We start from the raw sequence: 25,881 nt of genomic DNA, 5'->3' as shown, positions 1-25,881 counted from the left end.
AACCCTCTACTGTCTAATTCTTGTGCGGTCGCGTTGTGGTCGAGGAGGACCATGCCGGGCTGCATTTGGAGGAGATGAGGACCGATGCAAAATGTGTTTTCAAAAACCGTGACCGGATTGAATCTGGCACTATCGGCCTTGATCATCGCCGTCGTCTTTTACGTGTCCGTGTTTGGCGTTTTCAGCGAGTCGTATCTGCGCGTGGGGATGTTGTTGGTCGGAGGGCTATTGATCCTGCTAACCCAAATGGAAAATCCACTCGTCGCGGTGGAGAAACCTCTGGCACTGGTCACTGCGGTGTTGCTGGGAGTTTCTGTTTTTCAGTATTTTCGCGCAGCGGCAGAGATCGAAACCGGGCTCTATTTCCTCACTTCCACCGACATCTGGCTCGGCACATTAGGACTGATTGCGGTGATCGAGCTCACACGCCGATCTGTCGGTATGGTCATGGCGAGCGTCGCGGCGCTGGTGCTTCTTTACGGTGCATTCGGACAATATGCGCCGGGTTTCATGCGCCATGCGGGCATGACCTCTGAGGAGTTGATCCAGGTTCTGTGGTATTCCTTTGACGGTGTTTTTGGCCGCCCTATGGCGACAGTGGTCTCGACCATCCTGATCTTTATCATCTTCGGCGCATTTCTCGAATTTCTCACGATCGACCGTGTGCTTGTGAAGCTGGCTCTCGCGGCTACAGGGCGTATTCGTTCGGGTCCGGCGGCGGCGGCGACCATTGCCAGCGGATTGTTCGGCACGATTTCCGGCAGCGCCGTAGCCAATGTTGTCGGCACGGGTGTCATCACGATACCGCTGATCAAAAAACGCGGATTCAAAGCTCATTTTGCTGGCGCGGTTGAGGCCGCTGCCTCGAGCGGGGGGCAGATCACCCCACCGATTATGGGGGCCGTGGCCTTCATCATGGCCGATGTCACCGGCGAGCCCTATCTGACCATTTGTGCTGCCGCCGCCGTTCCGGCGATCCTGTATTACGCGGGTTTGTTCATGTCGACGTCAAGTGCGGCACGGGACATGGAGCTAGACGTTTCCGTACAGCCAAAACTCAGCTTCGTCTGGCGTGAACTTGCGCAGATTATCGTCTTTATGATTTCGCTGACGGCTATCGTCGTTGCCATGGTCGGCGGCTCTTCCCCGGCCTATGCGGGTTTTATCGGCGTGGCCTTTGCCGTCGTGCTTGGGTTCGCGATCAAGCCCGGCTTGCTGACCGACGTGTCTTCTTGGGTCAGGTTCATTCGCGCGGCGGGGCTGATCTCGGCCCAGTTGGTGGTGATCGTGGGCGCGGTTGGTATCATCATCGGGATCTTGAACCTGACGGGGGTCGGGCTGCGGTTCGCGTCGCTCGTGGCAAGCTATGCCGATGGGCAACTGGCTGTATCCTTGGTGCTCATGGCCGTGGCCTGTTTGCTCTTGGGTATGGGGATGCCCACGGTGCCTGCCTATCTGATCATCGTGCTGGTCATGGGGCCTGCGCTGCAACGACTTGGGGTGCCGATCATTCATACCCATATGTTCGTGCTGTATTTCGGCGTGCTCTCTGCGGTGACCCCGCCTGTCGCCCTAGCGGCCTTTGCGGCCGCACCCATCGCCGGAGCCGGCGCGATGCGCACAGCGATTGAAGCCTCACGGTTGGCGCTGCCCGGTTTCGTAATCCCCTTCGCCTTTATCTATCAACCGGCCATGCTGCTTGGTACCGGATATCCGCTGGCGGAATCCGCGCAGTCGATCCTGTTTGTGACGCTCGCCGTGCTGCATATCTCGCGGGCTTGCTACCCCGCGAAAGGCAAGCTGCGCTACGCACCGGTAGGCCTTGGCATTGCCTTTGCGCTTTTGTTTTTCGGACCGCTGGTGTCGTGGATTGCCGTGGCAGCCACCGTGGCACTTTGGTCGGCCGTTCGGTTCGGCGCGTTCATGACGCCCGAAGTTTCATAATACAGAGGAGGACTAACCAATGACCAATTCAACATTCTCGCGCCGTGGCTTTCTCGGCACCGCTGCAGGTGCTGCTGCCCTCGCCGCTATGCCGGGGGGGGCTTTTGCAAAAGACATCCTGCGCATGTCGACCCTCGGGCCGGGCACCAGCCCGAACCTCGTAATGACGACTTTCGCGAATATCGTGAACGGCGCGTTGTCCGACTATGAAATCCAGCTGAATGCCACGGGTGCAGCCAGGCGCCATGTGCTGGAAGTGGCGATGGGGCGCAGCGACTTCTGCATGTCCTCGCCCGTCATCCACTCGCTGATGCGCCGTCAGGCGGCCATGTATGAGAAGATCGAACAGGCGCCTGAACTGGTCAACAATCTGCGCACCGTGCTGAACTTCCCGATGGGGGTCTATCACATCGCGGTTTACGACTCCTCAGGCATCACGTCGATGGATCAGATCGCCGGCAAGCGCGTCTTCCTTGGCCCTCCCGGCGGCGCGGCCTACACCACAATGGCACGTCTGTTCAAAGCCGTAGCGGGGCTGGAAGAGGGCACTGACTACGAAGCCGTCAAACTTGGCTGGGATGCGGCAGCGGCGGCCTTCCAAGATGGCAACCTCGATGTGTACTGTAACCCCACAAACGCCCCTAGCCCCGCGCTGACCCAGATCGCGGTGACCAACAAGATCCGCTTCCTTGGTATCCCTACGGATACGCTGGAGTCTGCAGGCGTTCAGGCGCTCGTGGGCCGCCCCGGCTTCAGCGCCGCGACACTGCCTGCGGGCATCTACGGTGATAATCAGGTGAACGATGAAGACGTCACGACATTGGGCGTCACCGTTGGGATCGTCACCAACAAGGACGCCGATGAAGAGATGGTCTATCAGATGACCAAGGCCTTTTACGTAGGTGTCAAAGAGGCGGGCGAGAGCGCGCCTTGGCTGCGGGCGATCACGCCAGAGGGGGCGGTGCAAGACATCAACCTACCTCTGCACCCCGGCGCTTTGCGTGCCCTGACCGAAATGGGTGTCGAAATCCCCGATGCGGCGAAAGCCTAAAACCAGTGGCCGGGGCTCAAGCAGTTCCGGCCACCCCAACCAACGTCTGAATACTTCTCGAACCCGGACATCTTCATGACAAAAAATGTACTCTTCATCATGTGTGATCAACTGCGATGGGATTACCTGTCCTGTGCGGGGCATCCGGGGCTTGATACGCCGCATATCGACGCCTTGGCCAAACGAGGTGTGCGGTTTGACCGCGCCTATGTGCAATCTACGATCTGCGGCCCCTCACGCATGTCTTTTTACACGGGCCGCTACGTCAGCTCGCATGGGTCGACGTGGAATAACGTACCCTTGAAAGTGGGCGAAATGACCTTGGGCGACCACTTGCGCCCTCTGGGCGTGCGCACGGCGCTTTGCGGCAAGACGCATATGAGCGCCGATGCGGAAGGGATGAAACGTCTTGGCCTGTCGCCGGACAGTGCCATCGGCGCTTTGGTATCTGAATGTGGCTTCGAGCCATACGAGCGCGACGACGGACTGCACCCAAGCACCAGTTACGGCAAGCGCAACAAAGCCTATGATGACTACATGAAAGACCGCGGCTGGGAGGAAGAAAACCCTTGGGACAGTGTCGCCAACAGTGGCGAAGATGAAGACGGCAACATCCTGAGCGGCTGGTTCCTCGACAATTCTGACCTGAAGGCCCGTGCGTCGGACGAAGAAAGCGAAACCCCATACATCACCCGCCGCGCGATGGATTTCATTCAGGAAGCGGGCGACACACCGTGGTGCCTACACCTGAGCTATATCAAGCCGCATTGGCCCTATATCGTGCCTGCGCCCTATCACGACATGTACCCACCCGAGACCCATCAGCCGGTGCTGCGCAGCGAGGCCGAAAAGACGGACCCGCATCCGGTTTTCGGTGCCTTTATGGAAGAGCGGGTGTCCAAAGCCTTCACCAATGACGTCACCCGGACCAAGGTGATCGGTGCCTATATGGGCCTGATCAAACAGATCGACGACCAGATGGGCGAACTGATGGCGTTTCTGGATGCCAAGGGTCTGACCGATGAGACCATGATTGTTTTCACCTCGGATCACGGTGATTATCTTGGGGATCACTGGCTTGGCGAGAAAGAGCTGTTCCACGATCCTTCGGCCCGTATTCCGCTAATTGTAGTCGACCCCAGCAAAGAGGCAGACGCCACACGCGGCACGGTTTCGAATGCGCTGATCGAGGCGATTGACGTGGTGCCGACCATTCTTGACTATTTCGGCGGTACTGCCGTCCCGCATATTATCGAGGGCAAGTCCCTGCGCCCGCTCATGCAGGGCAAGGAGGACCGGCTGCGTGATTTTGTCGTTTCCGAGTACGACTACTCCTTCCGGCAGGCGCGGCGCCGTCTGGGCGTCAGCGTTGCCGAAGCGAAGCTGACGATGCTTTTCGATGGGCGATGGAAATACGTTTTTGCCGAAGGCTTCCGCCCGATGTTGTTCGATTTGCAGGCCGATCCGGATGAGTTCAATGATCTGGGCAACGATCCGAAGCACGCGCATGAATGTGAACGTCTGCAAAAGCTGTTCTTCCAGTGGACCCGCCGCATCAGCCAGCGCACCACGATGTCCGACGCTGAAATCGAACGGCGCGGTGCTGACCTAAACGAAGCGCGGGCGGGTGTGCTTATTGGCTTTCCAACGGAGGCCGACCTTGAAGCTGCCTTTGCAGCAGCAGGTGCCAAACCGAAGGGTTAACCCTTTCTCGAGCTGAAAGCAGAACCTGAGACGCAGGTTCGGGAGAAGCATATGCATCACCGGTTGACCGCGTTGTTCTTGGCGCTTGGCCCCGCGCGACCGTGGTTCAAACAGGTTGATCGTAGCACGGTCAGGGCTGATGCCGTGGCCGGTCTTTCGAATGCGGCCGTCGTATTGCCGCAGGGGGTGGCCTTTGCCATCATCGCGGGTCTGCCGCCGGAATTCGGACTGTTCACCGCTGTCGTCGTGTCATTGATTGCCGGCATCTGGGGATCGTCGATGATCATGGTGTCGGGGCCGACCACGGCGATCTCGGCGGTTGTGTTTGGCTCGATGTCACAGTTCGCGGTCCCGGGCTCTGACGACTATATCGCGTTGGTGCTGTCCCTGACGCTGATGGTGGGGGTGATCCAGATTGTCGCGGGCGTGTTTAAGCTTGGCGGGTTGATCTCCTTTATCTCGCACTCGGTTCTGATCGGGTTCACTGCGGCCGCGGCGTTTTTGATCGCGGCTAGCCAATTGAACGGTGCGCTTGGCTTGTCCAAAGGGGCGGGCGGTGGTGTGTTTGAACGTCTTTACCACGCGGCGGAAAACATCGGCGGAGTAAATGCCACCGCAATGCTCATCTCAGCCGCGACGATCCTCACTCTCGTGCTTATGTCCCGGGTCAGCAAGAAAATGCCCGCGTATATCATTGCTTTGGCCGTAGGGACCGCGGTCGCGTGGGTGCTGGATGCGCCCGCGCAAGGGGTTGCGATGTTCTCTCCACTTCGCTCTATCGTGCCCTCCTTCGGCGCGCCCGAAATATCTTTTGATCTCGTGACGGAGCTGTTGCCCGTCGCGGCGACCGTTGCGTTTGTCGGTCTGCTCGAAGCGATCTCCATCGGGCGTTCTTTTGCCCTGCGGCGGGATGAGCCTTACAACTCCAGCCAAGAGATGGTGGGGCAGGGGCTGTCCAATGCGGTAGGGGCATTCTTTCAGTGCTACGCGGGGTCGGGGTCTTTCACACGGTCGGGGCTGAATGCGGATGCGGGTGCGCAAACCCCGCTGGCAACGATCTTTGCGGCAGGGTTCTTGGTGATCCTGCTTTTCGTGCTGGCCCCCTATCTGGAATATGTCCCAGTTCCCGCGATGGCGGGGGTGATCCTCTTCGTTTCCTACCGGCTCATCAACTTTCACGAGATCCGCCATATCCTGACCTCGAACAAGAGGGAGACAGCTATCTTGGCGGCGACCTTTCTGACCGGCATTTTTACCGAGTTGGACCTTGCCATTGTTATCGGCGTCATCACGTCGCTTTGCGTCTTTCTTTACGATAGCGCCCATCCCATCGTCGCGGTCGGCTCTCCGACAGAGATTAATGGAAGACGGGTGTTCAAAAACGCGGCCAACTATGGGCTGCCGGAATGCCCGCAGATTTCTGTCATCCGGGTGGATGGCCCGTTGTTCTTTGCCTCTGTCGAGAATGTGGAACAGCAATTCAGGCAGGTGGAAGAACGAAGCCCGGTCCCGAAAACGAAGCTTATGGGTTTGAAAGGTCTTTGGAAAATTGACCTATCGGGCGCGGGTCTGCTGTTGAAAGAGATCAGACGCGCGCGCCGGGCGGGCGCTGATTTCCACATCTTTACCACCAACGCACCCGCATTACGGATCATGCGGCAGTTGCATGTATGCGACGAGCTTGGCGAAGATAACATGCACAACAACAAGGGCGAGGCGATTGCCGCTGCGGTCAAAGCTGCGGATGACGACATTTGCCGCAGCTGTGAGCTAAGGATATTCATGGAATGTGCGTCAAAACCCGGTCCTGAAAAATAGCGCGCCTATATCGCCGGGAGCTTTGCTGCTTGGACGTTGGTATTGGCGGGTGACTTACCAAGCGCGAGGAACCGATAGCGAGTTTTGGCGTGACTAAAACCGATTATTCCAGCCCCCTTTTGGTTCATTGACCCATGTAGTTAGGCAACCATAGAGACAATGCTGGGTAGGCAACCAAAAGTACCATGATGAATACCTCGCAGGCGAGGAACCAGCTTACGCCGCTGAACACAGTTGACAACGGTACGCTGTCTCCCGCGACCTGTTTGACCACATAGACGTTGATCCCGACAGGCGGCGTCAGCAGCCCGATCTCGATCATCTTGACGACGATCACGCCGATCCAGATCAGGTTGAGATCGGCTGCCTCAAACGCGGGCAAGAATATCGGAAGCGTCACCAGCATCACACCGATGGGGTCAAGGAACATGCCCAACAGCAGGAATACGATGGCCATGGCAATGACCAGCTGAATGGGCCCGAGGCCGAGATCGGACACCACTTCCGCGATAAAAGTAGGTATACCGGCAATAGCCAGAAAGCGCGTCAGGATCACGGCACCGATGGCGAGGAAGAACAGCGAAGCGGTTGTGTTCATCGTGTCATCCATGCTTCGCCACAGGACTGCCCAGGTCAGCTTGCCTTTGGCTGCCCCGATGACGAAAGCCATCACGGCGCCAACCGCGCCTGCTTCGGTCGGTGTGGCGATGCCGGAATAGATGGAGCCGATGACGCTTAGAACTAGAACCGGCATTGGCCAAACGGCAGCCAGCGCCTGCATCTTTTCCTTCAGGGTGACGTGCTCAGTCATTTTCGGTGCAAGTCCGGGTGACTTTATGCAACGCAGAATGATCATCAGCGTATAAATTGCGCCCGTCATGATCCCCGGAATAAGGCCTGCGATCAGCAGTTTACCGACGGACTCGCCCGTGAACCAGCCGTAGAGAACAAAGGCAATCGACGGGGGAATGAGCGCGCCTAGCGTGCCGGACGCCGCGACGGTGCCGGTGGCGAGGCCTTTGTCATAGCCATACTTCAATATTTCCGGGATCGCCAACCGTCCGACAGCAGCCGAGGTCGCGACTGAAGATCCAGAGGCTGCGGCAAAGCCCGCCGCAGTGAAGTTCGTGGCGACAGCGAGGCCGCCGGGCAGCTTGTTCAGCCACAGTCGCGCGGCGGAATACAGGCTTTGAGTAAGGCCGGTCTGGAACGCCGCCGCCCCCATGAGCAGGAACATCGGCACGGCAGAAAGCTCCCACGACGAGGCAAAGCTGTGCGGTAAGGATCCGAGCATGTTGAGCGCCGCATTCCATCCTCGGACAAGGATAATGCCGACGAACGAAACGCCGCCCAGAACGAACGCGATCGGGACACGCAGTGCGAGCAGGATGAGTATGGCGACAAGAGCGCCGCCGCCGATGGCCAGATCAGTCATGGTTAATTCCTGCAGAATGTTTGGTATCGCCCTGTTTCGACATTTCACGGGCGATGGGTGAACGCCCTGTCAGTACGACGAACACGTGAGACACGGCGAGGAGGGCAAGCCACAAGATCATGAGGCCAATCCCCAGCGGAAAGAACCAGCGGGCGGGCCAGACCGGCAAGTGGGCGGTGGCGGCCTCCCAATACTCGCCGCGCCCGGTCATTTTGATGGCTTGGGCAATCGCGGGGTCCAGCATGTAAATTCCGTAGATGATCCCAAATACACAGCCAAAAAGCTTGATCGCGGCAAGGGGGCGCCCTGCCATGCCTTGGGTGAATAGTTCGACCTCAAGGTGCGCTTCGGTGCGCGTCACATTGCCAAGGGGCAGGAAGCAAATGGCGGGCATGAAATATGCCGCGACCAGCTCCAGCGTCATGGGGACGGGCGCGTTGAAAAGGTATTTGAGGACTACGTCGGACGCCACAAGGAGCATCATTGCGCCTACGAGAAGGGCTGCAAAAATCGCTGGAATTCTCGCAACCCAATTTGCAAAGTGAACCAACTTGGCCATGCTGCTTTGATCCTTGAAATATGCGTCGATTGTCTGAGGGGGGGCACCTGCACCCCGGCACGTCAAAAACCATGGGCAACCATAATGGCTGCCCGCAGTTCTTCGGGCAGGATCATTTTGGCAGTTTGGAGTAGATCTCTGTGCGCAGCGCCTCTTCATAGGCGGCTTGATCCATGCCGATATCAGCTACAATGGCGCTCCACTTTTCCACCAGTGCTTCAAAGTCGGTGGTGACCCGCTCCGCAACTTTGACACCTGTGCCTTCGGCCGTGGTGATGGCAGCGGCGAAGGTAGCACTTCGGAACTCGGTGATCTCTGCCTTGAATTTCTCATCGGGTTCATAAATTTTCAGACCATTTGCTTTGGCGGCTTCGATGGCCTGGTCCGCGTCGGACAAGCCTTCAAAGTTGATCTGTGCTACGAAGGCCGGAAGCTCATCAATGAACGCGGCCCGCTGAGCTTCGGAAAAGTCATTCCATACGTCGAGGTTAAACAGAATGTTGCCCGAACTGATGTAGTCGTTAATCGGCTCGTTAATCATCGACTTCACAAATTCGCCGAGCTTGTATTCATCCAGCCAGGCAGCCGATCCTGTGCTGCAATCGGCTTGGCCGCGCTGCATGGCCTCATACATTTCTGCTGTCGTCACCGACACAGGCACCGCGCCCATTTGCTGCATCAGGTTGGCAACATTGCCGACAGCGCGCACTTTTTTACCCGCCAAATCTGCGGTCGAAGTTACTTCTGGCTTGCACATGAGATAGTATGGCGCGGTCGCCGTTGTCGCCAGCAGCTTGACGTTGTTATCTGCATAGTCGGCAGAACATTCCGGACATTTAAGCAATTGCTGTTCTGTCACGGCAGCCGAATAGGCGAGCATATCGGCGTTGGATGACACCAGCCGACCAAAGTCCGAGAACATCGAAGCCGTTGGAATGCTCGACCGCAGGTAGGCGTCGACGATCCCGCCCGCGTCTACGGTTTGGCTGCCAATGGTGTCCAACATTTCTACCGGCCCTCCCATGGCACCGGCCCAGAACGTCTCGAACGTAAGCTCTCCGCCGGTTGCTTCGGATACGCGGTCGAAATAGGCGACAGTCGCGTCCCTTATCGACCCCGCGGCGGGCAGGAAATGTGCATAGGTGATTTCACGCGCGGACGCGATGCTCGTGCTAAGCGCGAGCGTGGCGGCGGTGATGGCAATGGTTTTCTTCAGGTGCATAACGATCCTCCTTCGTTGTATTTGCCCCCCGCCCTGATGAAATCACGGCGTTGGTGGTGTCGCTCCAAAACCGCTGACGCGGGTCATGGGCAGTCACTCTTTCTGATGTCTTCCTCCGTGTCGCCTCGAACCACCTAACCTCCCAGTGATCCGCGGAACTCCCTCAAAAACTTTAGTAGTTGCTTGTTATAAAGCAAGTAAATTCTTGTGTTCGCTATTTTTCTTGGCAGGTTCGCATGGGTATGCAGTAAGTCGCTGTTATTATTTGATATTACTGAATGGTGGTTGGCACTTCCGACCCTTGCAGCGCTGTTAGCTTGCGCAGATCGTCGGGGCACCCAGAGTTCAATGCGGCGCTACATCCCATCATACACGCTTAGAATTTCGATTGGGGCCGGTAGACCAAGTCTGCTTCGCCAAGCTGGCGTTTCACCCAATTCCGGCGTTGTTCCGTCATGCGGCGGTCGAGCCTGTCTGCGTAGGACGTGCTTCGTTTGCGCCGCGTATCCTGAATGAACGTTTTTGGCGCATGGCCAAGGAAGTAGACCAGCGTCCAGAACTTTGAATTCGGAACATTCAGCAATGCGCGAGATTCCGGCGGCACGAACATCATCAGATGCGCGATGTTCACTTTATGCTCGGCCCAACGCTTCACTTTGACCCAACCGCGAAGATCTTCTGGGGGCGTGAAGCTGTCGATATAGGATTGTCCCAAGCGTATGCCGTCGTCATCGTCGGTTTTCACGCTAATACAGCTGAGATGGAATAGGGCGTTTACGGAATCTTCGATTGTTTCAGGGAATTTGCAGAACTCTTGATATCCCATGATATAGGTGACATAGCGCCAGAAATGGTTCATGTCCTCAATTTCGGCGTCCGTGGTGCGATAGCCCAAAGCGCGGGTGAACAGCCCCATTCCAGGTGAGCCAAGCATGGGCGCGGCCAAAAGGCCCAATTGGCTGATCGGCATGCCAAGTTCTTTTTCATTCCAACGATCGCTGCCGTATACAGCCCGCCGGATCAGGGTATGCAGCAACCGAATACGCAGAGCTACTTTCCAACCCTCACCGTGCAGGCGCATGCCACCTTCTTCGGAGACTTGAAGCCAAAAGTTGCAGGTAAGCAGGAAACGCTTGAATGCGGTCTGATCGCTGTATTGCCCCGTCGACATTAGCGTGCGGCTGATATTGGGCGACCGAAAGCCGTCGATGGAAATGGTACCGGCAAACTGATAGGCGAACACGCCAAACCTGCGGAACACCTTGGCACCGCGTTCCAGTTTTTCCCAATCCAGCCATTCAGGGTCTTCGGAAACCTGCTTCCAGATCTCAACCGAGTTCCTCGGGCGGATTTTCTACGGCGTCGATGCCACCTTCCAGAAATTTGGCGGTGATTTCATGAGGATTGCGCCCACCTCGGCGGATCGACAGCACGGCCTTGTCCGACAGGGGATCACCGACCCAATTCATCATTGCCAGTTTTTTTGCGTATTCCGGGTCATACACCGGCTCCACGCCCGACAACTTTGTCAGCATTTTCTTTGTGTGGGCGGTTCCGGGTCTGCGTCCCGGATCGTCCAGATTTGTGCAAGCAGGCGCGAAGTCATAGCGACCATCGAGGCCCTGCATTCTTGCGTCGATTTCCAACTCGGATTGTAGGTCTTTTTCCTGCATGAGTTTCATGGTGGAATTCCTTAAGCTATACTGACAGAGCTCAACTCGGCTACTTGAGACTGAACATTGAGACAGCGTATGCGATCACGACATTTTCGCTAGGAGAGCGATGCCCTTACCGCTGCGCAGGAAGCATCAGGACATTCCGCCGCCCGAACCGCCGCTTGCCGACATCACCTGGCCAGTGACGTAGTCAGACAGGGGCGAGCACAGGAAATAAACAAGGCCCGCGGCCTCATCGATGTGACCGGCGCGGCCCAGCGGGATCTGCTTGATCTCGCGCTGCTTATAGATGTCTCCGGTTTCTATCTCGTGGTCGATGCCCATGGCTTGCAATGTCTTGACCGGAACACCCAGGCTCACCTCTTCGCCACCGACCTTGATCTGGTTCTGTTCGCTTTGCGGCAGCCCAAGCCGGGTCTGGATCACGCCGAATGCCGCAGAGTTCACGCAGATCTTGCGCGGCCCCCATTCCTTGGCGAGCGATTTGGTCAGCCCGATCATCCCGGCTTTTGCGGCAGAGTAGTTGGACGCGCCGATGTTGCCGAATGACGCAGCAAGCGAGGAGACGTTCACGACCTTGCGCATGACTTCGCGGCCTGCCTTGGCATCTTCGGTGGCGGCAGCGAACATGACGGGTGCCGCGGCCTGAAGTACCCGGAAGGGGACTGTCATATGGATGTCGAGCATGGCCTGCCATTGCTTTTCAGACATTTTGTGAAACATTGCGTCCCAGTGATACCCGGCGTTGTTGACCACAATATCCACACCGCCGAACGCATCGACAGCCGTGTCGATCAGCGCTTTCGGCACCTCGGGGTCCAGCAGATCGCCGACATGCGCCTTGGCGCTCGATCCCAACTCCTGTTCCACCTTCGCGGAAGCTTCACCATCGACATCGGCGAACACGACCTTGGCACCGTTCCCTGCCAGTATTTTCGTGATTGCATAGCCGATGCCCTGTGCGCCGCCGGTAACAACCGCGACTTTTCCTTCAAGCGAGTTCATGGTCATTTTCCTTTCCAGACGGGGTCACGTTTTTCGGCAAAGGCAGCGAGGCCCTCTTTGAGGTCATCAGAGGCTAGAACCGGCTTGATGATCTCTTCCTGAATGCGCCATCCGTCCTCATCGCGCCATTGCTCTGTGGCGGAACGGTGAGCGATCTCTTTGGACGCCACCGTGGCAAGCGGTCCGTTGCGCACGACAAGGGCCGCGTATTCCATCGCCCCTTCAAGGGTGTTGCCCGGTTCCACCAGTTTGTTGACATAGCCAAAGCTGTGCATGTCTTCGGCAGAGCGCGGCTCGGCCGTGATGATCATCTCCATCGCGATGTTGTGGGGGATGCGGTGGGGCAGGCGGAAGCAGCCTCCGCCGATGGCAACCAACCCGCGCTTGGCTTCAGCCAACCCAAAGACCGCGCCCGTTGACGCAACGACCATGTCGCAGCACAGCGTCAATTCCATGCCGCCGGCCAGCGCCTGGCCCTCAACCGCTGCGATAAGGGGCTTGTTGGGCGGGCGGCCCATGATCCCGAAACCCCCGCGCCCCTTAGTGACCGAGCGTTCCCCCTTTGCCGCCGCGATCAAATCCTGACCCGCCGAGAAGGTTGGCCCGTTTGCCTGAATGATGGCACAGCGCAGCTCGATATCGTTCTCGTAGCGGTCGATGATCGCCTCCAGTTCCTCGGACATGGCGAGGTTGAAAGCATTGCGGGCGTCGGGCCGGTCCAGCGTGATGATCAGGACATGACCATCGGTTTCAGTCTTGATATAACTCATTGTTGCACCTTGTTTTCCTTCAGCCCGAAAGCTGTCCCTTGTGATGTCGAACAGGGAAACATCATTCCGCCAGCATGGCGCGGACGGCCTTGCGATCCGGTTTTCCGATAGCCGTCAGCGGGATCGCGTCGACGACATGGATGGCCTTGGGCGCATAGATCGGCCCCTTCTTGTCTTTGACAAAACTCGACAAGGCGGCGCTGTCGATGGTGCAGCCTTCGCGCTGCACGACAACTGCGGTAACGGCTTCGCCCCATTTGTCATGCGGCACGCCCACGACGGCAACGTTGGCAACATCCGGGTGGCTCGAGAGTGTATCTTCAACCTCACGCGGATAGACGTTGAAGCCGCCTGAAATGATCATGTCTTTCTTGCGGTCAACCAGATAGAGGTATCCGCCGTCATCCTCGCGCGCCATGTCACCGGTGTGCAGCCAGCCCGAGCGAAGCGTTTCGGCGGTCTCTTCAGGTCGCTTCCAATATCCATCCATGACCATCGGGCTGCGAATACACAGCTCGCCTACCTCGCCGCGTGCGACAGGTTGATCATCCTCATCAAGGATCGCGGTCTGCACGGCTGCAGTCGGGTGTCCGCAAGACGCCAGCAGTTCGGGTCGCGCCGGGTCGTGGTCTTCGCGCCGCAGGATGGTGATCTGCAACGGCACCTCGGTTTGCGCGTACCCCTGCAAAAAAACAGAGCCAAAGAACTTGAGCGCCTGTTCAAGGCGGGACGGCGATATCGGCGAGGCACCGTAGATTATCAGCTCTAGCGATGACATCTTTTCGACGACAACATCTGGATGGTCAAGAAGCGCATAGATCATCGTCGGCACGACAAATGTCGCGGTGATCTTGTGCTCAAGAATGGTGTCCTGGAATCCTGTCGGCGTAAATCCGTTCGCCATGACAACCATGCCGCCCTTAAGCAGGACGGGAAGCACCAACAGGCCAGCCGCATGAGAAATGGGAGCAACGATCAGCATCCTCGTTTCCGCGGGCCATTCGTATTCGCCCAAGACAGTTTGAACGCTATTCACAAAGGACGGATGACGGTGGATGACCCCTTTGGGCATACCGGTTGTGCCGCCCGTATAAACCACGCAGACGATCTGCGATGAATCTAGTGTCGGGGACAGATCGCCGGGCGTTTGCTGATCGGCGAGGGCACTGATGTCGGTATGCCCCTCCGAAGGCCCCAAGGTTGCGATCTTGCACGCTTTTGAAAGCGGTTCGATACGCGCGGCATAGGCCGTCGGCTCAACGATGAGCATGTCGATTTCAGCGTCGCCGACGATGAACAGATGGTCATCAAGGCTGCCCATCGGGTGTAGCGCGGTGTAGCGAACCCCCATGCATATCGCCGCAGCCATAACGCTGTAGGCTTCAATTGTATTGGTTACTAGCAGCCCCACGGCATCGCCGTTCTTGAGGCCAAGTGCGGCAAATGCTGACTTATACTGTGAAATCCTTGCGCCCAACTGGCGGTAGGTCAGCTTGCTTTTGCCATCGACGATCGCGGGACGGTCGCCAAATCGGCGTATCGCGCGGTCAAACAACTCGCCCATTGTGCAGGTCGAGCTTCCAAGTGTGCTCATCGCAAATCCTCCATTGCGCTGGTCAGCTCACACGATCCTCCCTGTGCCCCGCTAATTAGCTTGCTGACCATCAAGCAAGTTTATTGTGGCGAATTCTAATCCGTCAAGTAGTATCATTGGTGGTAGAAGAATTTGTGATGCTTCGGCATATATCAGTGATGACCAATCTTGTCGGTCATTTGCTGGACCACCAACAAACTATTACATACAATGTATATGGCGCTTCTTTAATAGGGGGCATGCAGCCCGTACCGATATGGGCAGTAGCTCTCATCTGGGCCTACACAGACAAAAATTGGACAGACTGATGCCGGCAGACGTGACACCCAAGAAACGCAGAACTCAAGTCGAACGGCGAGAGAAAGCTGAGGCTAAGCTGATAGGGGCAGCGACGGATCTCGTCGCGAGGAAGGGTTTCGATGGCTTTTCTCTTGCCGAGGTTGGCGATCTGGCGGGATTTAGCCGCGGGCTTCCGGGCCATTACTTCGGTTCAAAGATTGAGCTTCAGAACCGTGTAGCGGAATATGTCGTTTCGGAATTCTACAAGGACGCGGCTGAATTGCCAGTTCGCGAACGGGGGATTCAGCGGATAAACGACCTCATCCGGCACTATATCAAAGTGTCCAAGCTCGAACGGGTTAAGGCACTCACCTTCCTGTTCACGCAGGCACAGATCGAAGAGAGCCTGAAGAAAACAATGACGCGCCTGCACAATCAGGCGATCTCGACGCTCAAACAGGAAATCGAGATCGGTATCGAAAGCGGAAACATCCGCAGTGATGTTGACCCATTGCTACAGGCCGGTGTCATTTACGCATTCTTGCGGGGTCAATTGGCGTTTGCCGTGCTGGATACCAATTACGAAACCGTTCCGCTGGGAGAGGCTTTCATCTCCAATCTCAAACAGTCCATTGCGGCCAAGTAATCTATAACCAGTCATGGTGCGCCAAGATCGCAGCAGTGAGACCTGTGCAACTATAAACTTGTCAAACAACAAGCAAATTTATAGTCTCCTTCAGACGATATGGCGTAGGGGAGACACCATGACCGAAGAAGTGCACGAGTTGTTTCAAGCAGGGGGGACGGAACAACTGCCGGATAACCCGGCGTTGATCGGCGGAGTCTGCAAAGAGTGCGGATATGTGTTTTTTCCGATGCAGAATTATGGCTGCGAGAAATGCGGCTCGACGGAACTAAGCCCAAAAACGCTCACGGGGCGCGGTACTTTGATTGCTTCCGCATTTGTGCATATGCCTGTCGGCACCCCGCGCGATAAGCCATTTCTGGTCGGTTCGATCCAGACAGAGGATGGCGCGATCCTGCGGTCTGTTCTGGAGGCCCCTGATGACGCCATACTGACACCGGGAATGTCTATGATCACGAAACTCGTTCCCGAAACGCGCCCGAACCACGGCGTGCAAGACCTTCGTTTCATACTGGTTGAAGATTGAGGATCAGCACATGGCCAAACTTATCAGCGATCTTCGCCCCGTTTACGTTGTCGGCATCGGCTTTCACCCGTACCAGCGCAGCAGCGATACCAGCTATGTCCAGCTCGGTCTGACCGCCGTTCGCGAAGCGCTTTCAGACGCCGGCGTGACGTGGGAGGACGTCGAGTCGTCCTATGTGGCGCATGCCCTTCTAGGCATGGCGGTTGGCCGCCCGATGCTGCGCCATCTCGGCGATAGCGGTCGCCCCATCGTACACATCGAAAACGCTTCCGCCTCCGGGTCGGCTGCGGTACGGCACGGCTGTATGGAAGTTGCCTCTGGCATCAGCGACGTCGTCCTGGCGGTCGGCGTTGACAAGCGGGAGCGCCCCGAAGTCTATCGCGCCAGCACCGGGCTCCCGGATCTGGCAGAGGACAGTATCCTTCCCTTCACCCACTTCGCTCTGCTGACGGATGAGTATGCGCACAAACATGGCGTAACCCCCGAAGACATGGCGCTTGTCGCCGTGAAAAACCACGCGAACGGCGCGAAAAACGTCAATGCCCAACGTCAGAAGGTCCGCACGATCAAAGAGGTGATGAGCCGACCGATTTCGGGCTCGATCACCGCCTTGCAGTGCACCCCAATCGGCGAGGGCGGCGCGGCGGTCATTCTTGCTTCTGAGGAGGGTATCAAGCGGCTGGGTCTGGATATGGGCCGCGCCGTGCGGATTGCTTCCTCCGCTGCGGGCAGCGAACGGGCGGGCAACAATCTGAACCCCGACACCGCGCTCACTGCTGACATCATGCGCCTTGCCATATCCCAGGCCCAGATCGCGGCGACGGATCTGGATGTGCTGGAAGTGCACGATGCCTTTTCGGTCGAAGAGCTGCTCTATGCCGAGGCCATCGACATCTGTAAACCGGGCCACTACGTGCCGATGCTAAAAGAAGGCGCATGGGATATTGGCGGGCTCTGTGCTGTCAGCCCCTCAGGCGGATTGCTGGCGATGGGCCATCCCGTGGGCCCGACCGGTATCGGTCAGGTGGGCGAGATTACCCGGCAACTTCGCGGCGAGGCGGGTGCACGCCAGCACAAGAACGCCAAGACCGGACTGGCCCATATGGTGGGGGTCGGCGCCGTTTGCTACGCGCATGTCCTGATGAAATAGAACGTATGAAGCATGTAAGGTGATCGGGCGATTTCAAATCGCCCGCCACCACGCGACACCTTGAGCATCGATGTCGCGCGTGGCCTGACCGCGCGTACGTAGGCAGTGGAGATTGGCCAATGCCTCGCCAGCGGCAAGACCATAAATGCTTTCCGTCACTTCGCGGTTAAAGAGAACGGTGAACAGGTCGATGACCCGCTTGGGCTCCCGGATCTCCGCGAGCGCATTTTTCAGGTCTTGTTCATGGCCTTCGATCAGCGTGTCGATGCGTGCATGCAACCCGCGATATGGATCGCCATGCGATGGCAGCACCAACACGTCATCCGGGATCTCCGACTTGATGCGCGCCAGACTACCAATCCAATTGGTCATCGGGTCCGCTTCGGGATTGCGCGCGCGAACCGATACGTTGGGCGTGATCTTCGGCAACACCTGATCGCCTGCGATGAACAGTTTTCGTTTTTCGTTATAAAGACAGGCGTGTTCTGGCGAATGGCCGGAGCCTATGACGACCCGCCAATCGTCTCCTCCCAACGTCAGAATGTCACCTGCTGCAATCCGTTCAAACTTCTCCGGCGGAGTGCAGACAAGCCCGCTATAGCATCGTTGAAGATCCATATTTGCCTCGATCAAAGCATCACTACCGCCAGCCGCGCGAAAGAATGCCGCCTGGCGCGCATCACGCTCCGGCGACATGCCCTTGGCCAATGCAACCAGCTCTTTCTCTTCCTCCGAAGTGATCAGCACCGGCGCATCACAAAGCTTACTAATCCACCCGGCCAGCCCCCCGTGGTCAGGGTGTCCATGGGTCAGAACCAAACGGCCTACGGCGTGTCTCTGAATGGTGGAGTTAAAGATTTTTTCCCAAGCCGCAACGGTTTCCGGAGAGTCGATGCCCGTATCAATGATATCCCACGCCCCATCATGACTGAACAGCCAGATGTTGACCGACACCAGCCCACCACCAACCGGCATACGTGCCCAAAGCAGGTTATCATTCACCTCAACAGTAGAGCCATCGCCGATGAGCGGGGCATCTCCTGCAAATGGATATTGGAGAACATTTTTGACCGCGGCTGAGGCTACTTCGCAAACCATCTCGACTCGTCCTAAACTGGCGTAATCAAAACAGAAATATACACTTATTTGCTATTCATCAAGCAAGGTAACGACCCGAAGTCACCTTCTTGGTCCTTGAGTGACGTAGGCCTCAAAACCGCTTGATATGAGACATTGGCAACTGTCATACCAGAAAGGTAGCTGCCTCGACCGAGGTGGAAGTAACTCAGTTTTCCTGAGACGTATATTTACCTCAAATTCCGGTGATCTTTCGTCGGAGCATATTTAGTACGATCTAGGCTTCCAAGGCTAACGTTTACCCATAATTAGGATTATGTAATAACATGTTCGTCCAAGCGTTCCCCCGAACCCATATTCCGGCTCATATGTGCCGCGGCAGAAACGTATGGGCGTCGCTGTCAAATAGCGCCGCGCATGAGAAGACCTCGACGTAGCCCGACCCCCGCGCGAGCACGGCTACGCTGCATCGCATCTGAGGTCGGTTGGGGCCCGAACTACGCACGCGGCGCGTAAGGCCAGCTGGTCCGGCGAGAACGGCCCATAGGCACCGCATTCACACTTTACGATGCGGTTCCTTCGAAGAAGACATTGCCGAGAGCTCCCGGCAATATAGGGGCCATCGTCGTAAGTCGGGCAAACGGGTCATTCACTAAGGCGGCCTCGAGGTCTATTTTCGTTTTTAGAGGCGTTGCCCAAATTCCACTTCGCATACTGCCTCGGCGAGAATCCGATGGTTAACTACTGCCATCGATATTCACCTGCGGTTCACAACGACAGATCAATCTCTCTGAATAGCAGTCGCTTCGATCTCCACTTTGAATTCTTCGCGGGTGAAGCCACTGACGACAAGCAGCGTGGAGGCAGGGCGGATGGTGACGCCAGCCAGCCATTCATCACGCACAGCCATATAGTCGGGAAAAAAGGCGCGGTCGGTGACGAAGGCGCTGAGCCGTATAACATCAGCGCGGTCACAACCTGCCTCATGCAGGATCGCGTCGATGTTGGCAAAACACTGTTCTGCCTGCTTGCGCACATCTGTAGAGCAGCTTCCATCGGGGGCAAGTCCAAGCTGCCCTGAAGTGACAACCAAGCAGGACGCAGGGGCGCTTTTGATTCCGTGGCTATAATCGCCAAACGGCGGCGCAATGCTGGTCGGATTAAGGGCTGTGGCCATGATTGGAATGCCTTTCTGTGCTAGTTTTGAGTCGTCACGTGATCCCATAAATTAGTTAGCACACGTATAGTTCACAGCTTGAACCGGGCGAACTGAAGTTAGTTATGCCCTTTACTTGGGCGGTTCGGTGAGCAGTGCGTAAATATTAACCCAAGAAGCGCGCGAAGAGATGAATTCTGTCGATCTCTCTGTGCGTACCATGCGGGCATCGCACTAACGTCATCTTCGGAATTTACCCTAGGAGACTTCTATGCCCCTTAAGCAATCCGTTGTCGTCGCAACACTGGCCGCCGCGACCGCAAGCACCGCGATGGCCCAAGACCTTACGCCTGTTTCATTCGGCACCAATTGGTTGGCGCAAGCCGAACACGGTGGATTTTATCAATCCGTAGCAGATGGCACCTATGCGGAATGTGGTTTGGACGTCACGATCGTGCCTGGTGGCCCTCAGGTGAATAACCGCGCGCTCATGTTGGCGGGGCGCATTGATTATCATATGGGGGGCGATCTGTTGCAGGCCTTTACGGCCGCCAAGGAAGGGATCCCCGTCGTCGCGGTGATGGCGACATTCCAAAAACACCCGCAGGTGATCATTTCTCATCCAGGTCAGGCGAAAACATTCGAAGACCTCAAGGGTCTGGACTTGTTGATCGGCGACAATGGATTTGCATCCTACTACCAATGGATGATCGCGGAATACGGCTTCACGGTTGAACAGCGCGAACCCTATACGTTTAACCCCGCGCCCTTTATTGCGGATAAAGGGATGGCAATGCAGGGCTTTTTGTCTTCCGAACCCTATGTGATCGAAAAAGAGGCCGGGTTTGTTCCTGATATCTTCCTGATCGCAGATGCCGGTTATTCAACCTACGCCACGACGGTCGAAGCGATGGCCGATACCATCGCCGACCACCCCAAACAGGTTGCATGCTTCGTAGAGGGTTCGATCAAGGGATGGTACAATTACCTGTACAATGATCACTCCGCAGCCGATGCGATGATCATCGCCGCCAACCCCGACATGACCCAGGACAAGATCGACTTCGCCATTTCGAAGATGCTCTCGGAGGGGATTGTCGACAGCGGCGACGCGCGCGAGCTTGGGATCGGGGCGATGACCGACGCAAAGATCGACGACTTCTACGGCAAGATGGTCGAGGCCGGCGTCATCGAAGGTGATCTGGACTATTCCTCCGCCTATACCACGCAATTCGTCAATGCGAAGGTTGGAATGGACCTGCGCTAAACCCCGCCCGAATTGAATGACGGGGGCGACATTCTTCGCCCCTGTCGCTGCTCAAGAAAGCCTCAAATGTCCAATACTTCTTCTATTCCTCCCATAGGGCAGCGTGACGAGCTGCTGCAAATGTCGAATGTCGATAAGGTTTTTAACGGCAGCGTCGAGGCCCTCAAGGACCTGAACCTGACCGTGAACCAAGGGGATTTCATATCGCTGCTTGGACCATCGGGATGCGGAAAATCCACTGCACTGCGCCTGATCGCCGGCTTGATGCGCCAAACGTCGGGGCAGATCACATGGAACGGCGGGTTAAACGAAGGCGACCTTGGGGTCGTATTTCAAGAACCCACCCTGATGCCTTGGGCGACTGTCGAACAAAACGTCTGGCTGCCGCATCGCTTGCGCGGAAAATCGATGGATGATGTGCGCGGAGATATCATGTGGGCGCTTAAAATGGTGGAGTTGGAGAGCTTTCAAAAGTCCTACCCCCGCGAATTGTCGGGCGGTATGAAGATGCGGGTTTCAATTGCCCGCGCACTGGTCACGCAACCGCGTCTTATCCTGATGGACGAACCCTTTGCCGCGCTTGATGAAATCACCCGGCACAAGCTTAACAACGATTTGCTGATGCTGCGCGACAAGCTTAAATGCACGGTCATTTTCGTCACCCACTCCGTTTTTGAATCGGTATTCCTGTCGGACCGCATTGTCGTCATGGCAGCACGACCCGGTCGGGTGTCTGCCGAAGTCACCGTCGAGGCACCATACCCCCGTACCGAAGAATTCCGCACATCCGCTGATTATGCTGAGCTGTGCCGCAAAGCCTCCGAGGCTCTGCACGGCGCGATGAACCAACATGGCGAAAGGGCATCAGCATGAGTGTGTCGGATATGCAGCCGCCGATCGTAGACCTCGAAGAACAGCAATTCGCGCGTGCACAACGGCGCGAAAGTATTGCAAAATGGGCCTTGCCCGCGATTATGTTGGTGTTGGCGATTTATTCCTGGGACCGAATTGTCGTATGGAGTGACATCCCGCACTATATTCTGCCGCGCCCCGGACTGGTGATGCAGACACTTGTCGCAGATTGGGCGATGTTGTCAGACGCCCTTTGGGTAACGCTTAAAATCACGCTTATGGCGCTTGGTGTTGCTGTCATTGGTGGTGTCGGGCTTGCAGTGCTATTCACGCAGTCGCGTTATTTCGAAATGGCGTTCTACCCTTTCGCGGTGATTTTGCAGGTTACTCCTGTGGTCGCGATCGCACCATTGATTTTTATCTACGTCGATAATCGGCTGGCGGGGTTGCTGTTGTGTGCGTGGATTGTGGCGTTCTTTCCGATCCTTTCCAACACGACGCTTGGACTTAGCTCCACGGATCACAACCTGCGCGACCTATATAAAATTTACGGCGCTACACGCTGGCAACGATTGCGGTATCTGCAATTGCCAACGGCCTTGCCCTACTTCCTTGGCGGGCTACGGATCGCCGGCGGGCTGTCGTTGATCGGGGCGGTTGTGGCCGAATATGTCGCCGGAACCGGCGGGATCGGGTCCGGCCTTGCATTTCGCATCCTTGAGGCAGGGTATCGCCTTAACATTCCTCGCATGTTCGCGGCGCTTTTGCTGATCGCCGTCACGGGGGTAGTGATTTTCACACTCGCCTCCCTACTTAGCCACGCGCTTTTGCACAAATGGCATGAAAGCGCCATCAAACGGGAGAATTAATGGAATTTTGCGTTTTGCCCAGCGGCGCGAAGACTCTTCGAAATGTCACTATACCGGCCTGTCTTATGGGTCAAAATGGTGACCTCATGACCACGGACCTCACCATCAAGGATGGTCTGATTACATCAACGGACGCTGGGCAACCGGCCGAAACTGTAATCGAAATGAACGGCGCAATGGCCCTGCCATGCTTTGTCGATATGCACACGCATCTGGACAAAGGGCATATATGGCCGCGCGCCTCAAACCCTGACGGGTCGTTCATGGGGGCGTTAGCGACGGTACGCGATGACCATGTGAACTGGACGGTAACAGATGTAGAGGCGCGCATGGATTTCGCCTTGCGCTGTGCCTATGCCCACGGCACCAAGGCCATGCGAACCCATATCGACAGCGCCGATGACCTTGCAGCGTCATCCTTTGGCGTGGTGGCGAAACTACAGAAGAAATGGGAAGGCAAGATTGCACTGCAGGCGTCCTGTCTGGTCGCCATTGATCGTGTGTTCCGCACCAAAGACATCTTTCCGGAAGTAGCCAAGCTTGTTGCCGAGACAGGGAATGTCCTCGGCGCGGTGACCTATCCGGTGCCTGACTTGCAAGAGCGCCTGAACGACTTCTTCTACTTCGCGCAAAAATATGACCTCGACGTGGATTTCCACGTAGACGAGACCAATGACCCGACCTCAGACACCTTGCGTACAATCGCTGAAACCGTGCTCGCGCTTGGGTTCAAAAATAAGGTCACTGTGGGGCATTGTTGTTCGATTTCGGTCATGCCTGATGACGTCGCCGCCGGGATCATCGCGCTCGTTGCCAAGGCAGGGTTGCATGTCGTGTCCCTGCCTATGTGCAACATGTATCTGCAAGACCGCGAAGCCGGTCGCACGCCGCGTTGGCGCGGCGTCACGATGGCACATGAACTAAAGGCGGCAGGCGTCAACGTATCGTTTGCTTCTGACAACACCCGTGACCCGTTCTACGCCTACGGAGATCTCGACATGATCGAAGTGATGCGCGAAGCCACGCGGATTTGTCATCTGGATCATGGGCTTACCGACTGGCCCATGTCCTTTGTCACCAACCCGGCACATGCCTGCGGTTTCGAAACGCCAAGCCTGAACCCGGGCACACCCGCCGATCTGATCCTGTGCAGTGCACGCACATGGACGGAGTTTTTCGCGCGCCCGCAGTCGGATCGCATCGTGTTGCGAAACGGTGATCCGATCGACCGCACCCTACCGTCTTACACAGAACTCGACATGATTGTGAGCAAGCCATGACCCCCAATATCGCCGACGCCAAAGCCAAACTGTCCCATCTGGATATGGAACAAAACCCTGCTACCGTGCGGAACAAGTCGCGTGATTTCTTTTGGTATTCCCCAGTTTTGAAGGACGCGATGGATCACCTTGAAGCCGACTTTGTGATCAACGCAAAATCCGAAGACGAGATCATCGAGATTTTGCGTGTCTGCTATGCTCACGATGTCCCCGTGACCATGCGCGGGGGGGGCACAGGCAATTACGGCCAAGCCATGCCGCTTGCGGGGGGCTGTGTGATCCACGTCGCTAAAATGAACAAGGTCAAAGAAATCGGCGCGGGGTATGTTGTTGTAGAACCCGGCGCAGTGATCAAAGAGATCGACGACGAGCTAAAGGAAAAAAGCGGCCAAGAATTGCGGATGTATCCATCAACCTATTCGCAAGCGACCATCGGTGGATTTATCGCTGGCGGTTCAGGAGGGTGCGGCTCTGCTGCTTGGGGTGCGTTGCGCGATATCGGCAACATCAAGCGTCTGCGCGTCATCACGATGGAGGCTGAACCACGAATTCTGGAATTCACCGGTGAAGAGCTCCACCGCGTGTCCCATGCTTATGGCACCAACGGCATCATCACCGAGTTGGAACTGCCCTTGGCGCCGGCCTATGATTGGACAGAATTGTTCGTACGTTTCGACACCTTCCGCGCGGCGACAGAGTTTGCAGGGGCCGCCACCGCGGAGCCCGGAATATTGGTCAAGCTTGCGTCAGTTTACGCGGCCCCCATTGCGCATGCTTACTTTCAACGGGTCAAACCCCATGTCACCGAAGACGACCACCTTGTCGGACTGATGGTCGCGCCGCACAATATGGATGGGTTGGTGACGTTGCTCGAACGCTTTACAGGCGGCAATGTCATCTACCGTTCTGACGACGTCACATGGGATCGCCACCCCGGACCGATGTATGAATTCGGCTGGAACCACACGACATTGCGGGCCATGAAATTCAATAAGGGCCTGACCTATTTGCAGGTTCGCTATGGTAACGACATTGAAAAAGTCATGGCCGCTTACGAGGCCTTTGAGGGCAAGCTACACATGCACCTCGAGGTGATGCGGGAAGGCGCGGGCATCTCGTTTGCCGGTCTGCCAATCGTGGAACCGATGGACAAAGACGCGCTTGATCAGTTGGTCGCAGAGCATGAAGCCATGGATTGCATGATCTTCAACCCCCACCGCTACACGCTTGAAGAGGGTGGGCGGCAATCTACGGATATGCGCCAGTTGGACTTCAAACGTGAATCCGACCCCAAGGGGCTTCTTAATCCCGGCAAGATGATTGCGTGGGACGAACCGGATTTCGATTACGCCGACATGTATTCCTACAAAAACATCCGTGCCAAGCCCGAGACCGCCGCATGACGGCGGCATCATCTAAGGGGCGCGTATTGGTCCTTTTCGCCCACCCCTGCCCCGAAAGCTTCAATGCTGCGGTGCATGAGGTCGTCGTGCAAACGTTGATCAAATCGGGCTGGGAGGTGGATGATTGCGATCTTTACAAAGAGGGGTTTCAGCCCGTCCTGACCGAGATCGAGCGGCGCGGCTACCATGAGGAACCTAAGAACATCGAACCTGTTCGGCCCTATGTCGAACGCGTTAAAGCCGCTGATGCGATTGTGATGGTATTTCCCGTGTGGAATTTCGGGTACCCCGCGATCCTCAAGGGTTTCCTGGATCGTGTATTCCTGCCCGGTATTTCGTTCAGATTGCGCGACGGAAAGGTGCGGCCCGGCCTGACAAACATCAAGAAACTATATGCCCTCACAACGTATGGCGGCACCCGTTGGCGCGCCATTCAGAATGCAGACCCACCCCGCAAAACTGTGACCCGGGCGGTATGGTATGCCTGTGGCATGCCGCGGAAAAAATACATCGGTCTCTATGACATGAACCGAAATTCGCAAGCGAGGCTGAAGGCACACCTTGAACGGGTCCGCCGCGAGATGGAGGCGTATTAGCA

The 25,881-nt window shown here is 56.7% G+C and carries 23 protein-coding genes; 13 read left to right on the top strand and 10 right to left on the bottom strand.

Annotated features, from left to right (window positions below; genetic code table 11):
* The first annotated feature begins 84 nt into the window (after positions 1-84).
* From AADW22_RS18220 to AADW22_RS18205, 4 genes are all read left to right on the top strand, one after another.
* Positions 85-1,944: a TRAP transporter permease gene (locus AADW22_RS18220; RefSeq protein WP_407474892.1), complete on the top strand. Its 1,860-nt coding sequence runs from the start codon at positions 85-87 to the stop codon at positions 1,942-1,944.
* 19 nt (positions 1,945-1,963) lie between these two features.
* Positions 1,964-2,995 (top strand): TAXI family TRAP transporter solute-binding subunit, encoded by a 1,032-nt coding sequence (locus AADW22_RS18215; protein ID WP_407474891.1) that lies wholly within the window; start codon positions 1,964-1,966, stop codon positions 2,993-2,995.
* 75 nt (positions 2,996-3,070) lie between these two features.
* Positions 3,071-4,699, top strand: coding sequence for an alkaline phosphatase family protein (locus AADW22_RS18210; protein ID WP_407474890.1), 1,629 nt, complete (start codon positions 3,071-3,073; stop codon positions 4,697-4,699).
* A 51-nt stretch (positions 4,700-4,750) separates the two neighbouring features.
* Positions 4,751-6,517 carry a SulP family inorganic anion transporter gene (locus AADW22_RS18205; protein ID WP_407474889.1) on the top strand — a complete coding sequence of 589 codons (1,767 nt, stop codon included), beginning with the start codon at positions 4,751-4,753 and terminating at the stop codon, positions 6,515-6,517.
* Positions 6,518-6,641: 124 nt separating this feature from the next.
* Here the strand turns inward: AADW22_RS18205 and AADW22_RS18200 are convergent, their stop codons facing one another.
* The 8 genes from AADW22_RS18200 to AADW22_RS18165 all read right to left on the bottom strand — a co-directional run bounded on the left by AADW22_RS18200 (position 6,642) and on the right by AADW22_RS18165 (position 14,778).
* Entirely contained in the window at positions 6,642-7,952 is a 1,311-nt protein-coding gene (locus AADW22_RS18200; protein ID WP_407474888.1) for a TRAP transporter large permease, read from the bottom strand.
* Complete coding sequence (locus AADW22_RS18195; protein WP_407474887.1) at positions 7,945-8,424, bottom strand: TRAP transporter small permease; 480 nt, start codon at positions 8,422-8,424, stop codon at positions 7,945-7,947. Before AADW22_RS18195 ends, AADW22_RS18200 begins: the two co-directional genes overlap by 8 nt.
* Before the next feature lie 199 nt (positions 8,425-8,623).
* Positions 8,624-9,733 (bottom strand): C4-dicarboxylate TRAP transporter substrate-binding protein, encoded by a 1,110-nt coding sequence (locus AADW22_RS18190; protein WP_407474886.1) that lies wholly within the window; start codon positions 9,731-9,733, stop codon positions 8,624-8,626.
* 376 nt (positions 9,734-10,109) lie between these two features.
* A complete protein-coding gene (locus AADW22_RS18185) occupies positions 10,110-10,976 on the bottom strand; it encodes an oxygenase MpaB family protein (protein ID WP_407474885.1) in 867 nt (288 codons plus the stop codon).
* An 85-nt stretch (positions 10,977-11,061) separates the two neighbouring features.
* The gene (locus tag AADW22_RS18180; protein ID WP_407474884.1) at positions 11,062-11,415 is read right to left on the bottom strand and encodes a hypothetical protein; all 354 of its coding nucleotides are present in this window, start codon (positions 11,413-11,415) and stop codon (positions 11,062-11,064) included.
* A 126-nt stretch (positions 11,416-11,541) separates the two neighbouring features.
* A complete protein-coding gene (locus AADW22_RS18175; protein ID WP_407474883.1) occupies positions 11,542-12,414 on the bottom strand; it encodes an SDR family NAD(P)-dependent oxidoreductase in 873 nt (290 codons plus the stop codon).
* Positions 12,415-12,416: 2 nt separating this feature from the next.
* On the bottom strand, positions 12,417-13,184 hold the full coding sequence (locus tag AADW22_RS18170) for a crotonase/enoyl-CoA hydratase family protein (RefSeq protein WP_407474882.1): 768 nt from the start codon (positions 13,182-13,184) through the stop codon (positions 12,417-12,419).
* A gap of 61 nt (positions 13,185-13,245) precedes the next feature.
* Positions 13,246-14,778 (bottom strand): AMP-binding protein, encoded by a 1,533-nt coding sequence (locus AADW22_RS18165; RefSeq protein WP_407474881.1) that lies wholly within the window; start codon positions 14,776-14,778, stop codon positions 13,246-13,248.
* Positions 14,779-15,085: 307 nt separating this feature from the next.
* Here AADW22_RS18165 and AADW22_RS18160 point away from each other — a divergent pair, with 307 nt between their 5' ends.
* The 3 genes from AADW22_RS18160 (at position 15,086) to AADW22_RS18150 (ending at position 17,379) form a co-directional block, all read left to right on the top strand.
* Positions 15,086-15,703: a TetR/AcrR family transcriptional regulator gene (locus AADW22_RS18160; protein WP_005848500.1), complete on the top strand. Its 618-nt coding sequence runs from the start codon at positions 15,086-15,088 to the stop codon at positions 15,701-15,703.
* Between the two features lie 118 nt (positions 15,704-15,821).
* The gene (locus tag AADW22_RS18155; RefSeq protein ID WP_407474880.1) at positions 15,822-16,229 is read left to right on the top strand and encodes a Zn-ribbon domain-containing OB-fold protein; all 408 of its coding nucleotides are present in this window, start codon (positions 15,822-15,824) and stop codon (positions 16,227-16,229) included.
* A 10-nt stretch (positions 16,230-16,239) separates the two neighbouring features.
* Positions 16,240-17,379 (top strand): thiolase family protein, encoded by a 1,140-nt coding sequence (locus AADW22_RS18150; protein ID WP_407474879.1) that lies wholly within the window; start codon positions 16,240-16,242, stop codon positions 17,377-17,379.
* Between the two features lie 33 nt (positions 17,380-17,412).
* On the opposite strand, the gene AADW22_RS18145 is transcribed toward AADW22_RS18150, so the two are convergent.
* Together AADW22_RS18145 and AADW22_RS18140 are read right to left on the bottom strand one after the other, a co-directional pair.
* Positions 17,413-18,477 (bottom strand): MBL fold metallo-hydrolase, encoded by a 1,065-nt coding sequence (locus tag AADW22_RS18145; protein ID WP_407474878.1) that lies wholly within the window; start codon positions 18,475-18,477, stop codon positions 17,413-17,415.
* Between the two features lie 760 nt (positions 18,478-19,237).
* Positions 19,238-19,633 (bottom strand): RidA family protein, encoded by a 396-nt coding sequence (locus AADW22_RS18140; RefSeq protein WP_306285956.1) that lies wholly within the window; start codon positions 19,631-19,633, stop codon positions 19,238-19,240.
* Positions 19,634-19,883: 250 nt separating this feature from the next.
* Here AADW22_RS18140 and AADW22_RS18135 point away from each other — a divergent pair, with 250 nt between their 5' ends.
* From AADW22_RS18135 to AADW22_RS18110, 6 genes are all read left to right on the top strand, one after another.
* Entirely contained in the window at positions 19,884-20,879 is a 996-nt protein-coding gene (locus AADW22_RS18135; RefSeq protein WP_407474877.1) for an ABC transporter substrate-binding protein, read from the top strand.
* Positions 20,880-20,945: 66 nt separating this feature from the next.
* Positions 20,946-21,752, top strand: a complete 807-nt coding sequence (locus tag AADW22_RS18130; RefSeq protein WP_407474927.1) for an ABC transporter ATP-binding protein — start codon at positions 20,946-20,948, stop codon at positions 21,750-21,752.
* Positions 21,749-22,600, top strand: coding sequence for an ABC transporter permease (locus AADW22_RS18125; RefSeq protein ID WP_306285959.1), 852 nt, complete (start codon positions 21,749-21,751; stop codon positions 22,598-22,600). The genes AADW22_RS18130 and AADW22_RS18125 overlap by 4 nt, the downstream gene beginning before the upstream one ends.
* Positions 22,600-23,880 (top strand): cytosine deaminase, encoded by a 1,281-nt coding sequence (locus AADW22_RS18120; RefSeq protein WP_407474876.1) that lies wholly within the window; start codon positions 22,600-22,602, stop codon positions 23,878-23,880. The genes AADW22_RS18125 and AADW22_RS18120 overlap by 1 nt, the downstream gene beginning before the upstream one ends.
* Positions 23,877-25,283 (top strand): FAD-binding oxidoreductase, encoded by a 1,407-nt coding sequence (locus AADW22_RS18115; RefSeq protein ID WP_407474875.1) that lies wholly within the window; start codon positions 23,877-23,879, stop codon positions 25,281-25,283. The genes AADW22_RS18120 and AADW22_RS18115 overlap by 4 nt, the downstream gene beginning before the upstream one ends.
* Positions 25,280-25,879 carry an NAD(P)H-dependent oxidoreductase gene (locus AADW22_RS18110; protein ID WP_407474874.1) on the top strand — a complete coding sequence of 200 codons (600 nt, stop codon included), beginning with the start codon at positions 25,280-25,282 and terminating at the stop codon, positions 25,877-25,879. The genes AADW22_RS18115 and AADW22_RS18110 overlap by 4 nt, the downstream gene beginning before the upstream one ends.
* The last annotated feature ends 2 nt before the right edge of the window (positions 25,880-25,881 follow it).

This window comes from Sulfitobacter sp. PM12 (genome assembly GCF_045586035.1).
GTDB classification, from domain to species: Bacteria; Pseudomonadota; Alphaproteobacteria; order Rhodobacterales; family Rhodobacteraceae; genus Sulfitobacter; species Sulfitobacter pontiacus.
Note: the sequence above shows the minus strand (reverse complement) of the source record. Positions and strands in the feature narration are given on the sequence as shown.

What these genes read in the sequence shown, in the direction of transcription:
- AADW22_RS18220 (WP_407474892.1), top strand. Translation starts at nt 85, where the DNA reads ATGCAAAATGTGTTTTCAAAAACCGTGACCGGATTGAATCTGGCACTA.
- AADW22_RS18215 (WP_407474891.1), top strand. Translation starts at nt 1,964, where the DNA reads ATGACCAATTCAACATTCTCGCGCCGTGGCTTTCTCGGCACCGCTGCA.
- AADW22_RS18210 (WP_407474890.1), top strand. Translation starts at nt 3,071, where the DNA reads ATGACAAAAAATGTACTCTTCATCATGTGTGATCAACTGCGATGGGAT.
- AADW22_RS18205 (WP_407474889.1), top strand. Translation starts at nt 4,751, where the DNA reads ATGCATCACCGGTTGACCGCGTTGTTCTTGGCGCTTGGCCCCGCGCGA.
- AADW22_RS18200 (WP_407474888.1), bottom strand. Translation starts at nt 7,952, where the DNA reads ATGACTGATCTGGCCATCGGCGGCGGCGCTCTTGTCGCCATACTCATC.
- AADW22_RS18190 (WP_407474886.1), bottom strand. Translation starts at nt 9,733, where the DNA reads ATGCACCTGAAGAAAACCATTGCCATCACCGCCGCCACGCTCGCGCTT.
- AADW22_RS18180 (WP_407474884.1), bottom strand. Translation starts at nt 11,415, where the DNA reads ATGAAACTCATGCAGGAAAAAGACCTACAATCCGAGTTGGAAATCGAC.
- AADW22_RS18175 (WP_407474883.1), bottom strand. Translation starts at nt 12,414, where the DNA reads ATGAACTCGCTTGAAGGAAAAGTCGCGGTTGTTACCGGCGGCGCACAG.
- AADW22_RS18170 (WP_407474882.1), bottom strand. Translation starts at nt 13,184, where the DNA reads ATGAGTTATATCAAGACTGAAACCGATGGTCATGTCCTGATCATCACG.
- AADW22_RS18165 (WP_407474881.1), bottom strand. Translation starts at nt 14,778, where the DNA reads ATGAGCACACTTGGAAGCTCGACCTGCACAATGGGCGAGTTGTTTGAC.
- AADW22_RS18160 (WP_005848500.1), top strand. Translation starts at nt 15,086, where the DNA reads ATGCCGGCAGACGTGACACCCAAGAAACGCAGAACTCAAGTCGAACGG.
- AADW22_RS18155 (WP_407474880.1), top strand. Translation starts at nt 15,822, where the DNA reads ATGACCGAAGAAGTGCACGAGTTGTTTCAAGCAGGGGGGACGGAACAA.
- AADW22_RS18150 (WP_407474879.1), top strand. Translation starts at nt 16,240, where the DNA reads ATGGCCAAACTTATCAGCGATCTTCGCCCCGTTTACGTTGTCGGCATC.
- AADW22_RS18145 (WP_407474878.1), bottom strand. Translation starts at nt 18,477, where the DNA reads ATGGTTTGCGAAGTAGCCTCAGCCGCGGTCAAAAATGTTCTCCAATAT.
- AADW22_RS18140 (WP_306285956.1), bottom strand. Translation starts at nt 19,633, where the DNA reads ATGGCCACAGCCCTTAATCCGACCAGCATTGCGCCGCCGTTTGGCGAT.
- AADW22_RS18135 (WP_407474877.1), top strand. Translation starts at nt 19,884, where the DNA reads ATGCCCCTTAAGCAATCCGTTGTCGTCGCAACACTGGCCGCCGCGACC.
- AADW22_RS18130 (WP_407474927.1), top strand. Translation starts at nt 20,946, where the DNA reads ATGTCCAATACTTCTTCTATTCCTCCCATAGGGCAGCGTGACGAGCTG.
- AADW22_RS18125 (WP_306285959.1), top strand. Translation starts at nt 21,749, where the DNA reads ATGAGTGTGTCGGATATGCAGCCGCCGATCGTAGACCTCGAAGAACAG.
- AADW22_RS18120 (WP_407474876.1), top strand. Translation starts at nt 22,600, where the DNA reads ATGGAATTTTGCGTTTTGCCCAGCGGCGCGAAGACTCTTCGAAATGTC.
- AADW22_RS18115 (WP_407474875.1), top strand. Translation starts at nt 23,877, where the DNA reads ATGACCCCCAATATCGCCGACGCCAAAGCCAAACTGTCCCATCTGGAT.
- AADW22_RS18110 (WP_407474874.1), top strand. Translation starts at nt 25,280, where the DNA reads ATGACGGCGGCATCATCTAAGGGGCGCGTATTGGTCCTTTTCGCCCAC.